Origin of the sequence: Mesorhizobium sp. M1169, assembly GCF_040318345.1 — a bacterium.
GTDB lineage: Bacteria > Pseudomonadota > Alphaproteobacteria > Rhizobiales > Rhizobiaceae > Mesorhizobium.
In genome coordinates this window covers 14,547-30,473 of record NZ_JAMYME010000009.1, presented here as the reverse complement: position 1 = coordinate 30,473, position 15,927 = coordinate 14,547, and the positions used below count along the sequence as shown (strand labels likewise).

General features: G+C 61.3%; 11 protein-coding genes and 1 pseudogene. 10 read left to right on the top strand and 2 right to left on the bottom strand.

All coding sequences use genetic code 11. The features are described from left to right. The first annotated feature begins 129 nt into the window (after positions 1 to 129). The 5 genes from NKH41_RS11735 to NKH41_RS11715 all read left to right on the top strand — a co-directional run bounded on the left by NKH41_RS11735 (position 130) and on the right by NKH41_RS11715 (position 6,754). Complete coding sequence (locus tag NKH41_RS11735; protein ID WP_352614644.1) at positions 130 to 2,025, top strand: ABC transporter ATP-binding protein; 1,896 nt, start codon at positions 130 to 132, stop codon at positions 2,023 to 2,025. Next, complete coding sequence (locus NKH41_RS11730; protein WP_023675965.1) at positions 2,022 to 3,920, top strand: ABC transporter substrate-binding protein; 1,899 nt, start codon at positions 2,022 to 2,024, stop codon at positions 3,918 to 3,920. Before NKH41_RS11735 ends, NKH41_RS11730 begins: the two co-directional genes overlap by 4 nt. A gap of 2 nt (positions 3,921 to 3,922) precedes the next feature. After that, positions 3,923 to 4,921: an ABC transporter permease gene (locus NKH41_RS11725; RefSeq protein WP_023675966.1), complete on the top strand. Its 999-nt coding sequence runs from the start codon at positions 3,923 to 3,925 to the stop codon at positions 4,919 to 4,921. Continuing rightward, complete coding sequence (locus NKH41_RS11720) at positions 4,918 to 6,099, top strand: ABC transporter permease (protein WP_352470886.1); 1,182 nt, start codon at positions 4,918 to 4,920, stop codon at positions 6,097 to 6,099. Before NKH41_RS11725 ends, NKH41_RS11720 begins: the two co-directional genes overlap by 4 nt. Before the next feature lie 175 nt (positions 6,100 to 6,274). Continuing rightward, positions 6,275 to 6,754 carry a class I SAM-dependent methyltransferase gene (locus tag NKH41_RS11715; RefSeq protein ID WP_352470885.1) on the top strand — a complete coding sequence of 160 codons (480 nt, stop codon included), beginning with the start codon at positions 6,275 to 6,277 and terminating at the stop codon, positions 6,752 to 6,754. A 52-nt stretch (positions 6,755 to 6,806) separates the two neighbouring features. On the opposite strand, the gene NKH41_RS11710 is transcribed toward NKH41_RS11715, so the two are convergent. Further along, positions 6,807 to 8,222 (bottom strand): adenylate/guanylate cyclase domain-containing protein, encoded by a 1,416-nt coding sequence (locus NKH41_RS11710; RefSeq protein ID WP_352770073.1) that lies wholly within the window; start codon positions 8,220 to 8,222, stop codon positions 6,807 to 6,809. Positions 8,223 to 8,426: 204 nt separating this feature from the next. Between NKH41_RS11710 and NKH41_RS11705 the strand changes: the two genes are divergently transcribed. The 3 genes from NKH41_RS11705 (at position 8,427) to NKH41_RS11695 (ending at position 11,441) form a co-directional block, all read left to right on the top strand. Continuing rightward, a complete protein-coding gene (locus NKH41_RS11705; protein WP_352684418.1) occupies positions 8,427 to 9,233 on the top strand; it encodes a hypothetical protein in 807 nt (268 codons plus the stop codon). Between the two features lie 93 nt (positions 9,234 to 9,326). Beyond that, entirely contained in the window at positions 9,327 to 9,851 is a 525-nt protein-coding gene (locus NKH41_RS11700; protein ID WP_352541941.1) for a GNAT family N-acetyltransferase, read from the top strand. Between the two features lie 204 nt (positions 9,852 to 10,055). Beyond that, positions 10,056 to 11,441, top strand: a complete 1,386-nt coding sequence (locus tag NKH41_RS11695; protein WP_352500817.1) for a hypothetical protein — start codon at positions 10,056 to 10,058, stop codon at positions 11,439 to 11,441. Between the two features lie 78 nt (positions 11,442 to 11,519). On the opposite strand, the pseudogene NKH41_RS11690 reads toward NKH41_RS11695, so the two are convergent. After that, positions 11,520 to 11,730 (bottom strand): annotated as a pseudogene (locus tag NKH41_RS11690) (adenylate/guanylate cyclase domain-containing protein); the annotation flags it as partial. A gap of 171 nt (positions 11,731 to 11,901) precedes the next feature. Between NKH41_RS11690 and NKH41_RS11685 the strand changes: the two are divergent. Both NKH41_RS11685 and NKH41_RS11680 read left to right on the top strand, forming a co-directional pair. Beyond that, positions 11,902 to 15,201 (top strand): adenylate/guanylate cyclase domain-containing protein, encoded by a 3,300-nt coding sequence (locus NKH41_RS11685; RefSeq protein WP_352770070.1) that lies wholly within the window; start codon positions 11,902 to 11,904, stop codon positions 15,199 to 15,201. 18 nt (positions 15,202 to 15,219) lie between these two features. Beyond that, positions 15,220 to 15,900, top strand: a complete 681-nt coding sequence (locus NKH41_RS11680; protein WP_352470916.1) for a peroxiredoxin-like family protein — start codon at positions 15,220 to 15,222, stop codon at positions 15,898 to 15,900. Positions 15,901 to 15,927: the final 27 nt, after the last annotated feature.

Sequence of the window (15,927 nt, the reverse complement as noted above, 5' to 3'; positions counted from 1 at the left end):
CGCGTTTGGTATGCAGTCCGGTCGCCGGTTCCGCCAGGGAACTGGCGACTGTTCGAATCCAAGTTGCTCTAGGCTGGCAATGCGTTAGTCTCGCCTTCTGGACGTGCCAGAGTGGGGGCTGGTGTGAGAATGAATTTGGGCGTTGATCTGCTGCGGATCGAGGATGTTGGCATCTCTTTTGCCATTATAGGGGGACCGTTGCATGCTGTCAGGCGTGCAAATCTTCGCGTCCTGCCCGGCAAGGTTACCGCGCTTGTGGGCGAGTCCGGTTCCGGAAAATCGGTTCTCAGCCAGGCAGTGATGGGCATTTTGCCGAACACAGCCCATGTTCGCGGCCGTATCCTGTTTTCCGATCCAAAAAAGCCCGGTACGACGCAGGATATCCTGCAGATGCCGCGTGACGGAACCGAAATCCGGGCGTTGAGAGGCAGCCGCATCGGCAAGATATTTCAGGAGCCGATGACATCGCTGTCGCCGCTGCATACGATCGGCAATCAGGTCAGCGAATCCCTGCAGATTCATACGCCCATGGCCCGGGTGGAGCGCAAGGCGCGGACCGAGGAAATGCTCGGCCTTGTCGGCTTTCCCAACCCCAAGCGCGCCTATGACATGTATCCCTTTGAACTTTCGGGAGGATTGCGTCAACGCGCCATGATCGCCATGGCGCTTATCTGCCGGCCCGCCCTGTTGATCGCCGACGAGCCGACGACGGCGTTGGACGTGACCATCCAGGCGCAAATCCTGCAATTGCTGCGCGAGCTTCAGACGAAGCTGAACATGGCGATGCTGCTGATCACGCACGACCTTGGCGTAGTCGCCAATGTCGCCGACGAGGTGGTGGTCATGTACCATGGCGAGATCATGGAAGCGGGACCCGTGGAGGCGATATTCCGCCGGCCGGGCCACCCTTACCTGAAGGGCCTGATGGCAGCCGTTCCGCATTTCGACCTGAAGCCCGGCGAAAGGCTAAAGGCGCTCCGCGAGGTGCCGGTGAATGTCGGGAACCTGCTCGGCAAGCAGACGGCGCCGGCATCGAAGGGGCCGAACGACCTCCTGCTATCGGTCAGCGATCTGACAAAGACCTTCACGATCCGCAAGTCCGGATGGTTCGGCGGAGATCATCAAACCTCTGTTCGCGCCGTGGACGGCGTGAGCTTTGATATCAGGCGGGGTGAGTGCCTGGGTCTTGTCGGCGAAAGCGGCTCCGGCAAAACCACCGTCAGCAAGATCCTCATGCGGGCTGTCACCCCTACCGGCGGCTCTGTGATCTTCAATGGCCGCGATGGTCCGATCGACGTCTTGGAAGCCGAGGGAGACGCCCTGCGCATGCTGCGCGCGAAAATCCAGATGGTATTCCAGGATCCGGTTTCGTCGCTTTCACCCCGCATGACGGTGGAGAACATTTTGAGCGAGCCGCTGGAAATCCATCGACGTGGCAATGCCGCGTCCCGACTCGCCACGGTCAAGAGCCTGATGCAGGCAATCGGGCTCGACCCGCGCTTCATAAAGCGTTATCCGCATAGTTTCTCCGGCGGGCAGCGTCAGCGTATCGGCATCGCGCGCGCGTTGGCGCTGGGGCCTGAACTCCTGATCTGCGACGAGCCGGTTTCGGCACTCGATGTCTCTGTCCAGGCGCAGATCCTGAACCTTCTGAAGGACCTGCAGAAGGAACTGGGCCTGACCTACCTGTTCATATCCCACAACCTCGCGGTGGTGGACTACATGGCAGACCGTATCGCGGTGATGTGCGGCGGGCGTATCGTCGAGCTCGCGCCGCGCGAAATTCTGCTTAGGAAACCGGTCCACCCCTACACGCGCTCATTGGTCGCCGCAGTACCTTTCCCCGATCTCGACAGGCCGATGGATTTCAAGACGCTGAAACTCAGCGGCGCTTCCGACACCAGCGCATGGGGACCGCAATTCCGCGACGAGGGCGACGAGGATATGCTGTCGCCGCTCGATCTTGGCGGCGGCCACCTCGTGCTGGCCCGACGTTCGGCCGATTTCAGCGAGCTACGCCATTGATCAGCCGGCGCACCGTCCTTGGACTCATGGCTTCGGCATTTCTGCCGGGCACGTTGCGCGCAGGCGATCTGGAGCCGGAATTTCTTGAGCCGCAGCTGAAGGCCAGAGCGCTGCCGGCACTCGCCGAACGCCTGCCCAAGCGCCCTCGCGCGTTGAATCTCGCCGCGATGGGCCGGCAGCCCGGCCAATATGGCGGCACGCTGCGCACGATCATCGGCAGCCAGAAAGACATCCGGATGATGACAATCTACGGGTACGCTCGCCTGGTCGGCTATGACGAAAAGCTTAACCTCCAAGCCGACATTCTCGAAAGTTTCGATGTAGCGGATGATCGTGTCTTCACTTTCAAGATACGAGAAGGACATAAATGGTCTGACGGTAGCCTGCTGACGTCGGAGGATTTTCGCTATTGCTGGGAAGATGTCTGGCTGAACGATGAGCTTTCGCAAGGCGGGCTCGCCCCGGCCCTGCTGGCGGACGGCAAGCCGCCACGCTTCGAGATCGTCGATCCGTTGACGGTCCGCTATAGTTGGGATGCGCCCAATCCCGACTTCCTGCCCAAGCTCGCCGCTGCTTCGCCCCTATCGCTTGTTCTGCCGGCCGCCTATCTCAAGCAGTTCCACAAGAAATACCAAGATCCATTCCGGCTCGCCGGCCTAATGAAGGAGAACCGGGCCCAGAAATGGACGCTCTTGCACATCCGCATGTCGCGGCAGTATCGCCCGGAGAACCCGGAACTGCCGACGCTCGATCCCTGGCAGAACCGGACCAAGCCGCCGGCTGAGCAGTTCGTCTTCGAGCGGAACCCGTTCTTTCATCGAATAGACGAGAATGGCCGGCAACTGCCTTATGTCGACCGGATTGTCATGAATGTCAGCTCGTCGGCGATCATTTCCGCCAAGACCGGTGCGGGCGAGAGCGACCTGCAAGGCATGGGAATTGACTTCACCGATTACTCCTTCCTGAAGGATGCGGAGAAGCGCTACCCGGTGAAGATGCATCTCTGGAAACGCACACAAGGTTCGCGGCTGGCGCTGCTGCCCAATCTGAATTGTGCCGACCAGGTGTGGCGTGGCCTTTTTCGTGACGTGCGCGTGCGCCGCGCACTTTCGCTCGCTGTGGACAGGCGCGAGATCAATTTGGCTGTGTTCTACGGATTGGCGCAGGAAAGTGCCGATACGGTCCTGCCGGAGAGCCCGCTCTACCGGCCGGAATTCGCGAAAGCCTGGGTCGCCCATGATCCCGACCAGGCCAATGCCCTGCTCGACGAGGTCGGGCTTCAGGCGCGTGACGATGACGGCCTGCGGATACTCCCCGACGGACGCCCGGCGCAGCTCGTAGTGGAAACGGCCGGCGAAAGCACGCTGGAAACGGACGCGCTCGAGCTCATCACCGATCACTGGCGCAAGATCGGCATCGCCCTGTTCATCCGGACTTCGCAGCGCGACATCTTCCGCAGCCGCGCGCTTGGTGGCCAGATCATGATGTCGATGTGGTCGGGCATCGACAATGGCGTGCCGACCGCCGACATGAACCCCTACCAACTCGCCCCCACCGTCGATGACCAGCTGCAATGGCCGCTCTGGGGTGCTCACTACTTGTCCCGTGGCAAGGTCGGCGAAGCGCCCGATCTTCCGCCCGTGGTCGAGTTGATGGCTTTACTCAAGCGCTGGAACGCATCGACCGAAGCCACGGAGCGCGCCGAGATCTGGAATTCAATGCTGTCGATCTATACCGATCAGGTGTTTTCGATCGGCACGGTAAACGGAACGCATCAGCCGATTCTGGCATCCTCGCGGCTGCGCAATCTGCCTGACAAGGCGCTCTACGGCTACGACCCGACCGCCTATTTCGGTGTCTATATGCCGGATACATTCTGGCTTGGAGAGTCCTGAGCGTGCTTCGATATTTTGTCTGGCGTATCGCCGTGATGGTTCCAACGCTGCTGGTCATATCGGCACTGGTGTTCACGATCATCGAACTTCCCCCAGGCGACTATTTCGACAGTTATGTTGCCGAGCTTCGGGCTCAGGGCGAAGCGGTGGATTCCGATCGCATCGAGATGATGCGCAAGGAATATGGTTTCGACAAGCCACCGGTCATTCGCTACTTCTACTGGGTCGGCGGGATGCTGCACGGCGATTTCGGCTATTCCTTCGAATATGAGCTGCCGGTTCGCGACGTCGTCGGGGACCGAATGTGGCTGACGGTGCTGGTTTCGTTCGTCACGATCATCTTTACCTGGCTCATCGCCTTTCCGATCGGCATGTACTCCGCCACGCATCAATACAGCTGGGGCGACTACGGCCTGACTTTCTTCGGCCTTCTCGGCCTTGCGATTCCGAACTTCATGCTGGCGCTGATCCTGATGTATTTCGCCAACATCTGGTTCGGAACGTCTATCGGCCATCTCATGGACCAGCAATATCTCGGCGAGCCGATGAGCTGGGCCAAGGCGAAATCGATCCTCGCCCATCTCTGGATTCCGGTCTTGATCATCGGCACCGGGGGCACGGCAAGCATGATCCGGCGGCTGCGCGCCAATCTGCTCGATGAGCTACATAAGCAATATGTCGTGACCGCGCACGCCAAAGGCCTTCATCCCTTCAGGGCGCTGGTCAAATATCCGCTGCGCATGGCGCTCAATTTCTTCATTTCGGATATCGGCTCTATCCTGCCGGCCATCATCTCCGGTGCCGAAATCACGGCGATCGTGCTGTCTTTGGAAACGACCGGGCCGATGCTGATCAAGGCGCTGCAAAGCCAGGACATGTATCTCGCAGGGTCGTTCCTGATGTTCCTCGCCTTCCTGACGGTCATCGGCGTCCTGATTTCCGACCTGGCGCTGGCGCTACTTGATCCGCGAATTCGTTTGCAAGGCGGCAGCACCAAATGAACACGCAATCGCCGCTGCCCGCTCCGGGTGCCCCACTGCAACACTACGTTTCCATCGAGCCCTTTGACCTGCAGTCGGTCGAGGCGATGACGCCGGAGCAGGAGAAGGTCTTTCAGGCGTCGCAGTTGCGGCTGATGTGGTGGAAATTCCGTCGGCACCGGCTTGCCCTTGTATCCGGCATATTCCTGGCAGCGCTTTATTTCGGGATACTGATCTGCGAGTTCCTGGCGCCCTACGATCTGCACACGCGCAACATGGACTACATCTATTCGCCGCCGCAGCGGGTGCACCTGTTCCACAACGGCGAGTTCGTCGGGCCGTTCGTCTATGGCCGCCAGATGACGCTGGATATGGACACGCTCAAGCGGAACTACATCGAGAACCAGGATGATGTTCAGCGGATCCGTTTCTTCTGCAAGGGCGATAAGTACCGGTTCTGGGGCCTGATCGAAGGTGACAGGCATTTTGTCTGCCCCGCCGAAAACGGCCAGCTCTTTCTGGCCGGCACTGACAGGCTGGGGCGCGATGTGCTCTCGCGCATCATCTATGGCGCCCGCATTTCACTGACAATCGGCCTCGTCGGCATCAGTTTCAGCTTCCTGCTCGGCATTGTCATCGGCGGACTGGCCGGCTATCACGGCGGTATCTTCGACCTGATCGTCCAACGGATAATCGAAGTTCTGCAATCGATCCCCAGCATTCCGCTATGGCTGGCTCTGGCGGCGATCATGCCGATAACCTGGAGTCCGATCCTGATCTATTTCGGCATCACCGTCATCCTCGGGCTGCTCGACTGGACCGGACTGGCGCGGGCCGTGCGTTCAAAGCTTCTAGCTTTGCGCGAGGAGGATTACGTTCTGGCCGCGCAATTGATGGGCGCCAGAAGCAGCCGCATTATCGGGCGGCATCTCATTCCCGGCTTCATGTCGCATCTGATCGCGACGGCGACGATCTCCATACCCGGCATGATCCTGGGCGAGACGGCGCTGAGCTTCCTCGGGCTCGGCCTGAGGGCACCGATAACGAGCTGGGGCATCCTGCTCACCGAGGCGCGCAGCGTCAGCGTTATCGCGTTCTATCCATGGCTGCTTTTGCCGATGCTCCCCGTCGTTCTCGTCATCTTGGCGTTCAACTTCCTCGGCGACGGGTTGCGGGACGCCGCGGACCCCTACAAGTGAGATCGCTATTCCGCCGCGCGCAGCGCCGCCGACTCCACCCGGTATGATCCTTGTTGGCAGCCTGTTCGCCTGTTGCAGTGTTCATCGTTCGCCTCTACACGCGGCAAGACTCGTCGCGAAACGCTCTGCTCGGGGCAGTTGATTCCGTGGACTGGTTCAGGACATACAATCGCACATGAGTCGCCTCGACAGCTTCATCCGGAGGATGACCGCACAGCGCGACATACTCGATCATGTCTGCGCCGAGGTGGCGAAGATGGAGGGGCCCGTGCTCGAGCTCGGCCTCGGCAATGGCCGGACGTTCCACCATCTGCGCGAGCGCCTGCCCGGACGCCGGATCGTAGCGTTCGACCGCGCACTTGCCGCACACGCCAGCTCAATTCCCGAAGCTGAAAACCTCGTGCTCGGCGAAATACGCGAGACGGCGAGCAGGTTCATTGGCATCGACGCCGCTCTTGTTCATGCCGACATCGGCACCGGCTATGAAGATCGCGATGCAGTGATCTCTACCTGGCTTCCCGATCTAGCCGCGCGCCTGCTTCGCGTCGGCGGCATCGCGGTCAGCGGCACGCCGCTCGATCACCCGCAGTTGCAACGCCTCTCGCCGCCACCTTCGATTGCCGCCGATCGCTATTTTATCTGTAGGCGCGTGTGAGGGGCCGGGACGAGCCAGATTTTCGGGGGCCAAGTCTCCAGGGGCCAAGTCTTCAGGGGATCGTATATACCGCTATCTCCCGGTCAATGCCGCGCAGCGAGACCTCGTGGGGCACGGGCGTCAGCGCGTTCCTGTGTAAGAGATCGGCGGTGAGATTGTCGTCGACCACCGCTCGAGTGGCGAAGATCGCCTGTGCGTTGGCAAGGTTCTGGACCCGCGAAGCAATGTTGACCGTCTGGCCGAAATAGTCCTGTCGCTCATTCATCGACACGGCGATGCAGGGGCCGGCATGGACTCCGATCTTGAGCAGCAGATCCTCGCGCCCGCTCTTGTCGTTGAGCGTACGCATGGCATCGCGCATCCTGAGGGCTGCAGCAATCGCACGATCAGGCGTCGCGAAGGTCGCCATCACCGCATCACCGATCGTCTTCACCACCGCGCCTGCCTCCGCCGTGACGATCTCGTGCAGAACCTGGAAATGCTCGCGCACGAGATCGAAGGCTGAAAGGTCGCCCACCCGCTCGTAAAGCTCGGTCGATCCGCGCAGGTCGGTGAACAGGAACGTCAGGCTGGTGATCTTCAGGCGCTGGTTGATGTCGAGTGTATCCGTGCGATAGAGATCGCGGAACGTCTGGTTGGTGAGCAGGCGCTTGGCGGTCAGGAAGGGCCGGCGTTTTCCCAGGAAATCATGCAATGTCTGGCCGGCGATGAAGACTGTCGGCAGCACGCGGGTGTCGGTCCGGTTTTCCAGCGAAATGCGCAACGGGCCGGGTTGCATCTCCAGCGTCTGGTTCTGGACATGGTCGCGGTCGAAGGCCAAAGAGAGGCTCCGGCGCTCCTTTGTTGGTTCGCCCTTCCCGTCGATGAACTGCGCTGAATGGGTGACCGGCTCGAAGACGATGATGAATTCAGACGGAAGCTGTATGGTCAGAACCGCCTTTTCACCGGGCGCAAGCTCGATATCCTCCAGCGAGAACGCTTCCAGCTTTTTCACGAAATCCTCTTCCGGCAGATCGACGCCGGACGCCCAGTAGATCTGGCGGAAATATTCCGCCACCGGCAGTTCGTGTGGATTGTGTGCGGCAATCCTGCGCACGCGGGGACTGACGGTGAATGTCGCCTCGACCATCTCGTCGAGAGTCGGTGAATAGCCCTCGGAGCACAGCGCGCAGGTGTATTCGTCCTTTTGCAGGGTTTTCAGCGTGGCGTTGGTGTCGAGCACACCGCCGCAGCCGGGGCACAGAACATTCCAGGAAATGTCGAAGATGCCCACCCGCGCCGCATGGAGAAAGGCGCCTATTGCACGCTCCTCGTCGAGGCCATGCTTGCTGGCGAAGGCTGGCGCATTGATGCGGCAAAGTTCGCGGTCCTCGCCCTCCGCGATGGTTCGCTTGATCGCGTCGATCGCCTGCGGATCGACATCGGCCGATCGTCGCAGAAGTGAGAATAGATCCTGAGCTTCGTTCATCGTGCAGGCTCCGGAAAATGCACCTCGAGGCGTTTTGACCGGACCGATCTTTGGTCCGAGTGTTCCATCTTACTTCGAAACGGACCGTACGGCCATTCGAATGGATAAGCCTGGTGACCGTTCAATTTCCATTCGGCGGATTTTAACCGGCCGCAAGCAGCACTATGATGGTCCATGGAGCATTCATCTTTGGGATTTTCTCCCATGCCGACATCAGACAATCCGCCATTTCCCGCGGTCCTGCGCCTTTTTTCTGCGGGGGTCATCGTCGTCCTGATCGTAGGCGCCGGCCTGTTTTTCATGCCTGCGCTGGTGAAACCGGGCTGGCCTTGGGCCGTCACGCCGTTCAATGCGCGCTTCCTCGGTGGCTTCTACACCGCCGAAATGGTCGTGATGGCGGCACTGCTGGTCTGGAATCGCTGGTCGCCCGGCAGGCTCGTGCTCGTCATGGCCTTCATCTTCACCGTCATCGTGTCGGTGGCTTCGTTCATCAATCTCGGCTATTTCAACTTCGAGCGCAAAGCGCCCTGGCTGTGGTTTTTGGTCTATCTTGCTTCGGCCGCGGTATCCGGGCTGTTCCTGTGGCGGGCCAGGGCCCGTCCTTCTGCAAAAGGCGTGACCTTAAATCCCGCATGGCGCGGCTACATGCCGACGGAATCCGCGATCCTTGGGCTCTATGGCGTCGGCCTGTTGCTGTTTCCCCTGACATTCAGTGGCATCTGGCCATGGCCGATCGATGCCTTCCACGCTCAGGTCTACAGCGCCATCTTCCTCGCCGGTGCGGGCGGTATATATCTCGTCTGGAGAAGCGCGCCGCGCGAGGAACTGCTGGTGCTCGGGTTGGCGCAGTGTCTGGTTGGCCTGCTTGCCATCCTCGGCGTCGTCATCACCGACGCTGCGGTGCACCGGATCGACTGGACGGCGACCGGGACATTGGGCTGGCTCGCCCTTTTCGGCTGGATAGGCATCAGCGGCGTCTTCAAACTCCACGCCGCCTCCCGGTATTTTTAGCCCGCAATCGGCATCATATAGGTCAGAGACGGCTGGATTTTCGGGTGGCGTCCGGTGCATCGTACCGGGCCGCTTGCCTTCGCCGGGAACGCCATGACCAGCACGACCTCGCCACCCGCCGAGAAAATCCAGCCGCTGCTGCGGTCCGTCCGGCCAAGCGATGCGGAGGCGCTTTGCGCTATCTTCAACATGCCGGGCTTCCGCTGGGGCACGCTCAGGATGCCTTTCGAGATGGTGGAGCAGGTGGCGCGGCGCATTGCCAAGTCCGGCCCGGAAACCACCTGGATCGTTGCCGAGCTGGACGGCAAGGTCGTCGGCCATGGCAGCCTGGTCGTGCAAGGTTCACCGCGCCGTTCGCACATCGGCGAGATCAATATCGGCCTTGACGATGCCTTTGTCGGCAAAGGTATCGGCTCTGCCATACTTGGCGCGCTGCTTGACGTGGCCGACAACTGGCGCGCCCTGAAGCGAGTCGAATTGACCGTCTATGCCGACAACGAAGCGGCCCTCCGTCTCTACAAGAGCCACGGCTTTGAGATCGAAGGCCGGCATGTGAAGGCCGGCTTTACCGACGGGCAGTACCACGACCTCCTGAGCATGGCCCGGCTGCGGTTCTAAGATCCGCTGTTTGCCTTAGCTGTCTAGCCTATCTGACAATTCGTGCCGAGGCAGCGAACAGGTGATTGCTCAAGGAGAACTGCGTAGGATACTGTCATTTCGTCTCACACCATCTTGATCGAGTTGACGATCTATGTAGGCCGGCCGCATCCAGCAAGTCTGGTCTCGCTTGGCGTTTACACCGCAAGCGGCTAGACGGGACCAATGACCGCCGTCTTTGATCCAACCCCTACCCCTCCGCGGGAAATTCTGGCTGTGCTGTCGCTGCTCTGCCCGGAGGTCGTGCGCGACATCGAGCAGAACTGGAATGCACCGGTTTCCGATTACGCCCGCCATCTGTGGCGGCCGGTGGCAAGGCCTGCATCGGGCCCGGCGATCGCTGCCCGCTCGATCCTGCGCGAAGTCCTGCATCAGCGCCTCGGTAGGATCATGCAGCCTGAGGAGATCGGCAAAGCCCTCGACGAGTTCGAGCACAGACCGGTGATTCAGTCCGGCCTGCACTGCTTGCTTCTGATGGACCGGATCACCTTCGATGCCCTTCTGCTTGCCTGGCTCGGCGCGGTCGAAAACGGGCTGTCGGCCTTCGTCGGCTTCATGGGAACGACGATGACCATGGAGACAGTTGGCCGGGAGGGGCCGGGATGGCTCGATGTCGGCGACGACAAGGTCAACCTGTTTGGCATGGGGCGCCACAAACTGTGCCGCAAAAGCGCCTGCGTGGCCGGTCCCGTCTCCATCAACAAGCGCGCGCTCGAAGCGGTGGGCGATGAAACGGATGCCAGCCGCTGGCTGGGCACACTGCTTGCCAGCCGGGACAAGGTGTTTGAAACCGCCGCCGATGCGCTGACTGAACTGAATGAGGATCTGGTCGCCAATTGGGATCGTGCCGGCATGGCCCTGCCGGTTTTCGTCGATGATCGGGTCGCCGCGGCTGCCATGGCGCGGCATCTAGAATATGACGGCAGCCTTCTTTCCAGGCTGCTGATTGAACCCGCAAGACGCCAGCGTCTCGAACATGCCTGGCAAGAGGCCGCATCGAGCCCATTTGGCAGATTCCTGCCCAATGCCACGGACTATTTCTGGGGCATCCGCGAGGAGCGCGTGCGCAAGCTCGTTCTCGAGAACGGGCACCTGATCGAGCCCGACAGGCCGCAAGGTCTTTCCATCCCGTTCGAGCGGCCGTATCTCAGGCAGGCGCTGCTGGACGGCGTGCTGCTGCCGAACTTGTTCCTGACGTTCCTCGTCCTTGCCATATTGCCGCGCGTGCGGGTCGTGGGCGGCCTGAGACAGATTGGCTATGTAGCGCTTTTCCACTCGATCCTTCTGGCCGTGCTGGACGAAAACGTGCCGGAAGAGCGCGATCTGGCCGCGGAACTGCAGGTTCGGGAAAATGCCTGGGGCATGCGGGTCATCGATGAAAAGATCTCAGTCCGCGAGCAGCTTGCCGTCCTGCCGGAAGGAGCGCTCTTCCCGGACCTGCTCCGGCAATACCGATTGCGGACATTTGCCGAGACGACCGACGACCTGAAACTGGTTCGCGAAAACGCCAGATGGCGCAAGATCGGCCAGGCAGAGATCAAGCCGACCTGAGCCTAATTCGCAACCGCAAGCGACGGCGATCCATCGGCGAGCCTCTGGCGTCTGACCCCGCCGCACAGGCCTCACCTGTCATTGCACCACACCGCCCTTGCGGAGCCCATCCACCACGTGTTCGAAATCGACCGGTTCTTGTGGCAGACCAAGACTTTGTAGCGGTATCCAGCGAATAGTCGCGATTGACGCGAAGCACCTCCTGCCATGGCGCGCCGGCCTCGGCGAAGCGGCCCAGATGACCGTAGCTGGCGGCCAGAAACGCGCGCGAGACGTCGGTGACAGCGTTTGCGAGCCAGCCGTTGCATCAGAGGTCATGGGTAGCGCTCTGCCACCGGACCCACACGGATCGGCCGCTGCCGCTTGCCCGCCGACGGCTATCGGTGCATCCTTGTGAATAGCCTGGCCGTGAAGTGCGAGCGAGATCACGCCGTCACGGCCACTAGTGAGGTCTTGTTCGATGGACTGCTCAGGCTGCGGTTTCGAGATTGAGGGCGGTTACGCCTTCTGTCCGAGGTGTGGCAGGCGCCAGCCCGTGCCATGCGCCAGTTGCGGCTACACCTGCGCACCTGATTTCGAGTTCTGTCCGAAATGCGGGGCAAGCGTCGGTGCGCCCGCAAAAGCCGTCGAACGGCCTGCTCCGGCACCAAGCCGGACCATTGTGTCGCCTTCTCGAACTCCGTCGCTGCTTCCGAACATCGAAAGCGAAGAAGGGCTGCATCCCGTCTCTGACGCCGATCGCCGGACGGTAACGGTCCTGTTCGCCGACCTTTGCGGCTTTACGACACTCAGCGAGCAGCTCGACCCCGAGGTCATGCAAGCGCTGCAGAACAAACTGTTCAAGGAATTGACGGCGGCCGTGCGAAACTTTGGTGGGTTCGTCGACAAATTCATCGGCGATGCGCTGCTCGCTTTGTTCGGTGCGCCGGTCGCGCATGAGGACGATCCGGAACGCGCGCTTCGTGCCGCTCTCGACATGATCGCCCGGACGGCGCGGCTCGGCGAAAGCACCCCCCACTCCGGCTCGCCTCTGTTACTCCACATCGGCATAAACACTGGTCCGGTCGTTACTGGCGGGTTGGGCATCGGCGCCGCCAGATCCTATTCCGTGACCGGCGACACAGTGAACACGGCGCAACGCCTGCAATCGCTGGCCGCACCGGGTGAGGTGCTGGTAGGCGAGCTCACTCACAGGCTGACCCGGCATGCCTTCTCTTACGAGTCGCTGGGTGATGTCGTGTTTCGCGGCAAGGCTGGCAGCGTGCTCGTTCATCGACTGGACGCACCGCTAGCGGTGCCGCGTGCAGCGCGCGGGCTCGAGGCGCTCGGCCTCAGTGCGCCGCTAATAGGTCGTGGGGCGGAGCTCAATAGAATGATGGCGAGCCTTGACCAGGCGTGCGGCGGCTCGGCCCAACTTGTCCGCCTCGTCGGAGAAGCCGGCATCGGGAAATCGCGGCTGGTGAAGGAGTTCGTCGCCCGCGTCGGCGACGACGAGCGTTTTCGCAACGTCGCCGTGCGGCAGGCCACGTGCTCACCGCTGGGTGAACAATCTTTTGGCGCCTTGGGCGCAGTGGTGCGCAGCGCTGCCGGGATGATGCAAAACGACAATGGGGACGAAATGCGGGGGAAGCTCGCAGGCTTGCTTGCCGATCTCGGCCTGCAGGGCGAGGAGGCGAAGCGGCTGATGCCTTTGCTCTACCATGTGCTTGGCCTTGGCGACCCCGATGCCACCTTGCAGCATGTCGAGCCCGAGCAGCTGCGGCGGCAAATTCTCTACGCAGTCCGCACAATCATCGAACGGCGGCTTGCGTTGTCGCCGCTATTGATTGTCGTCGAAGACCTGCACTGGGCCGACGCCGTGTCGCTCGAGGCACTACGTTTCGTGATGGACAGGTTGGAACGCACGCGGTTGATGTTGCTGGTCACGCATCGTCCGGCGCCGGACAACGACCAGCTCGACTCAAGTCGGGTCAGTCACACAGCGCTCAGGCTTCCGCCACTCAACAATGATGACGGACGCAGCCTGCTGGCAGCGCTTTTCGGCGAGAGCTGGGTAAGCTCCGCGGGAGGGCTTCTCGACCAGATCCTCGAGCGCGCGGGCGGCAACCCCCTTTTTGTAGAGGAAATCGTTCGCGGCCTTATCGATCGCGGTGTACTGGTGCGAGAGGGCCAGCGATGGCGGACTGTGGCAGGCGAAGTCGCAACCGGCATCCCCGCCACTATCCAGGCAATGTTGCTTGCCCGCGTCGACCGGCTGCCCCAAGAGGTGCGCCGGTTGGCCCAGGAGGCCGCGGTAATCGGCCCGCGCTTCGATGCCACACTTCTGAAAACCGTGACAGCCGACCCCGGCCGGCTCGAAGCCGGCTGCGAACTGCTTTGCGATGCGGAAATCATCGAGGAAGTTGCCGGATCAGGCTCGGTCTCGTCTCAAAGCTACCGCTTTACGCAAACATTGCTGCAGGACGTGATCTACCAGAATCTGCTCCTGCAACGCCGGACCGAAATCCACGGGCGGATCGGTGCTGCCTTGGAGCAACTGTGCGGCGACGAGCCGGAACGGCTCGAGGATTTGACCGTGCTGGGTCATCATTTTGCACAGAGCGCCGAGCGGGAGAAGGGCGCGCATTACCTGCAGGCGGCAGGCGATCGCGCTCGCATGATATATGCCAACGACGACGCCCTTCGTTTCTACGAGCGAGCACTGACTGCGTTGGGCGCGATCGGGCAAACACCACTCAAACTGGCAATTGCAGAGCGCATTGCCGATTTGAGCGGCCCGGCAGGCCGCCGTGAGATCGCGCACCACCACTACGAGACGGTGTTGCAGGCATACCGCGAGTCAGCCAATCGCGTCGCCTCGGCGCGAGTTTTGCGTAAGATCGGTCGGCTACTCTGGGATGTCGGCAAGCGGGACAAGGCAGAACCCCGCTATGCCGAGGCGGCAGCGCTCCTCGATGGAGCGGATGCCCCGATCGAGCAGGCGCATCTGTGGCAAGAACGTGGCCGACAGGCGTTCCGTAGCGGAGATCACGCTCTCGCGGCAAAATGGGCAGACGCGGCGCTGGATTGCGTAGGCACACTGACAACGGAGCATGTCTCCGAGGTAAGGTGTGATGCCACTCTTGTGACCGCCGAGGCACTCAATACCAAGGCTGTCGCGCTGGCTCGCCTTGGGCGAAACCGTGAGGCCGTGCGTCAGGTTGAGCGTAGCATTGAATTGGCCGAAGCCGCCGGTCTGCTGGGCGCGGCCTGCCGCGGCTACACCAATCTCGGCGTGCTTTACACGACCATCGATCCCGCAAAGGCAATGGAGGTCTGTCGGCGCGGTCTTGAAGTGGCGCGCCGTATTGGTGATTTGGGTTTCCAGGCGCGCCTCCTCGCCAATCTGGCGGTCGCTTGTTGTACTTTCACGGATCGCTGTCCAACGGAGGGCGTACCCGCTGCCGAGAAGGCCATTGAGATCGACCGTGCGCTCGACCAGCGCGAGCACCTGCCGGTGCCTTTGATCGTGCTTGGGCAAATCCACCAGTGCAACGGCCGCCCGGACCTGGCGGTTGGGTTGTTCCACGAAGCACTGGACGTAGCTCGCGAAACGGGCGAACCCCAACTGCTGTTTCCGTGTTATGATGGTCTCGCAACGCTTAATCTCGATCTCGACAATCTGGCCGAGGCCGAACGCTACTTTTCCCTGGCGCAGGGTATATGCGCCCAGCACGGGCTCGACCCGGAAGCGCTTGTGGTGCTGCCTTTTCTCGACTAGCCGGGGTGGAGGTTGGAAATGTCCGCGCGTAGTGACTTGGTGCCGCTTCAACCGGGCGACCGTGCGCCAAACGTGGTACTCGACGCCATTACCCAGGAAGGCAAGATCGCGCTTGACGATTTTCGCGGCCAAAAACCGGTGCTGGTCGGCCTGTTTCGAGGTCTGCATTGCGCGTTTTGCCGGCGCCATATCGCCGCCCAGGCGCGGCTTGATCCGGAGCTGCGCGAAAGGGGCGTGGAGAGCCTGACGGTGGTCAACACGCCGATCGAACGGGCGCGTCTCTATTTCCGCTACCATCCGATGCCGAATCTGCTTGCGGCCTCCGATCCTGAACGCGCTTCACATCGTGCTTTTGGACTGCCCAATCTCGAATTCACCCAAAACGAGACGAACTGGCCGTACAAGGTCTCGATGGCAGCGGCAAAGGATATGCGGGTCGACATACCAGGCGAGTTGCCCGGTCCTATGGATCCTCTTGCGGCCAGTGAAATGCTCAACAAGAGGGACCATTACGAGCTGACCGAAGCCGACGAGCAGATGCTAGCAACGGGACACGGACAATTGGTCGGTCAGTTCCTGCTGGACCGGCAGGGGATCGTCCGCTGGAGCTTCACGGAGGTTCCAGAGGGTGGGCGATACATGTTTGGGGCGCCAAGCCCGCAGGAGCTGATGTCAGCCGTATCGCAAGTCGCCCAATAGACTTGCGAACGAGGTAAGCGGGCGGGA

Bases quoted from the DNA above. Each gene is read 5' to 3' on its own strand.
- NKH41_RS11735 (WP_352614644.1), top strand. From the start codon at position 130: ATGAATTTGGGCGTTGATCTGCTGCGGATCGAGGATGTTGGCATCTCT.
- NKH41_RS11700 (WP_352541941.1), top strand. From the start codon at position 9,327: ATGACCAGCACGACCTCGCCACCCGCCGAGAAAATCCAGCCGCTGCTG.
- NKH41_RS11680 (WP_352470916.1), top strand. From the start codon at position 15,220: ATGTCCGCGCGTAGTGACTTGGTGCCGCTTCAACCGGGCGACCGTGCG.
- NKH41_RS11710 (WP_352770073.1), bottom strand. From the start codon at position 8,222: ATGAACGAAGCTCAGGATCTATTCTCACTTCTGCGACGATCGGCCGAT.
- NKH41_RS11685 (WP_352770070.1), top strand. From the start codon at position 11,902: ATGGACTGCTCAGGCTGCGGTTTCGAGATTGAGGGCGGTTACGCCTTC.
- NKH41_RS11715 (WP_352470885.1), top strand. From the start codon at position 6,275: ATGAGTCGCCTCGACAGCTTCATCCGGAGGATGACCGCACAGCGCGAC.
- NKH41_RS11705 (WP_352684418.1), top strand. From the start codon at position 8,427: ATGCCGACATCAGACAATCCGCCATTTCCCGCGGTCCTGCGCCTTTTT.
- NKH41_RS11720 (WP_352470886.1), top strand. From the start codon at position 4,918: ATGAACACGCAATCGCCGCTGCCCGCTCCGGGTGCCCCACTGCAACAC.
- NKH41_RS11695 (WP_352500817.1), top strand. From the start codon at position 10,056: ATGACCGCCGTCTTTGATCCAACCCCTACCCCTCCGCGGGAAATTCTG.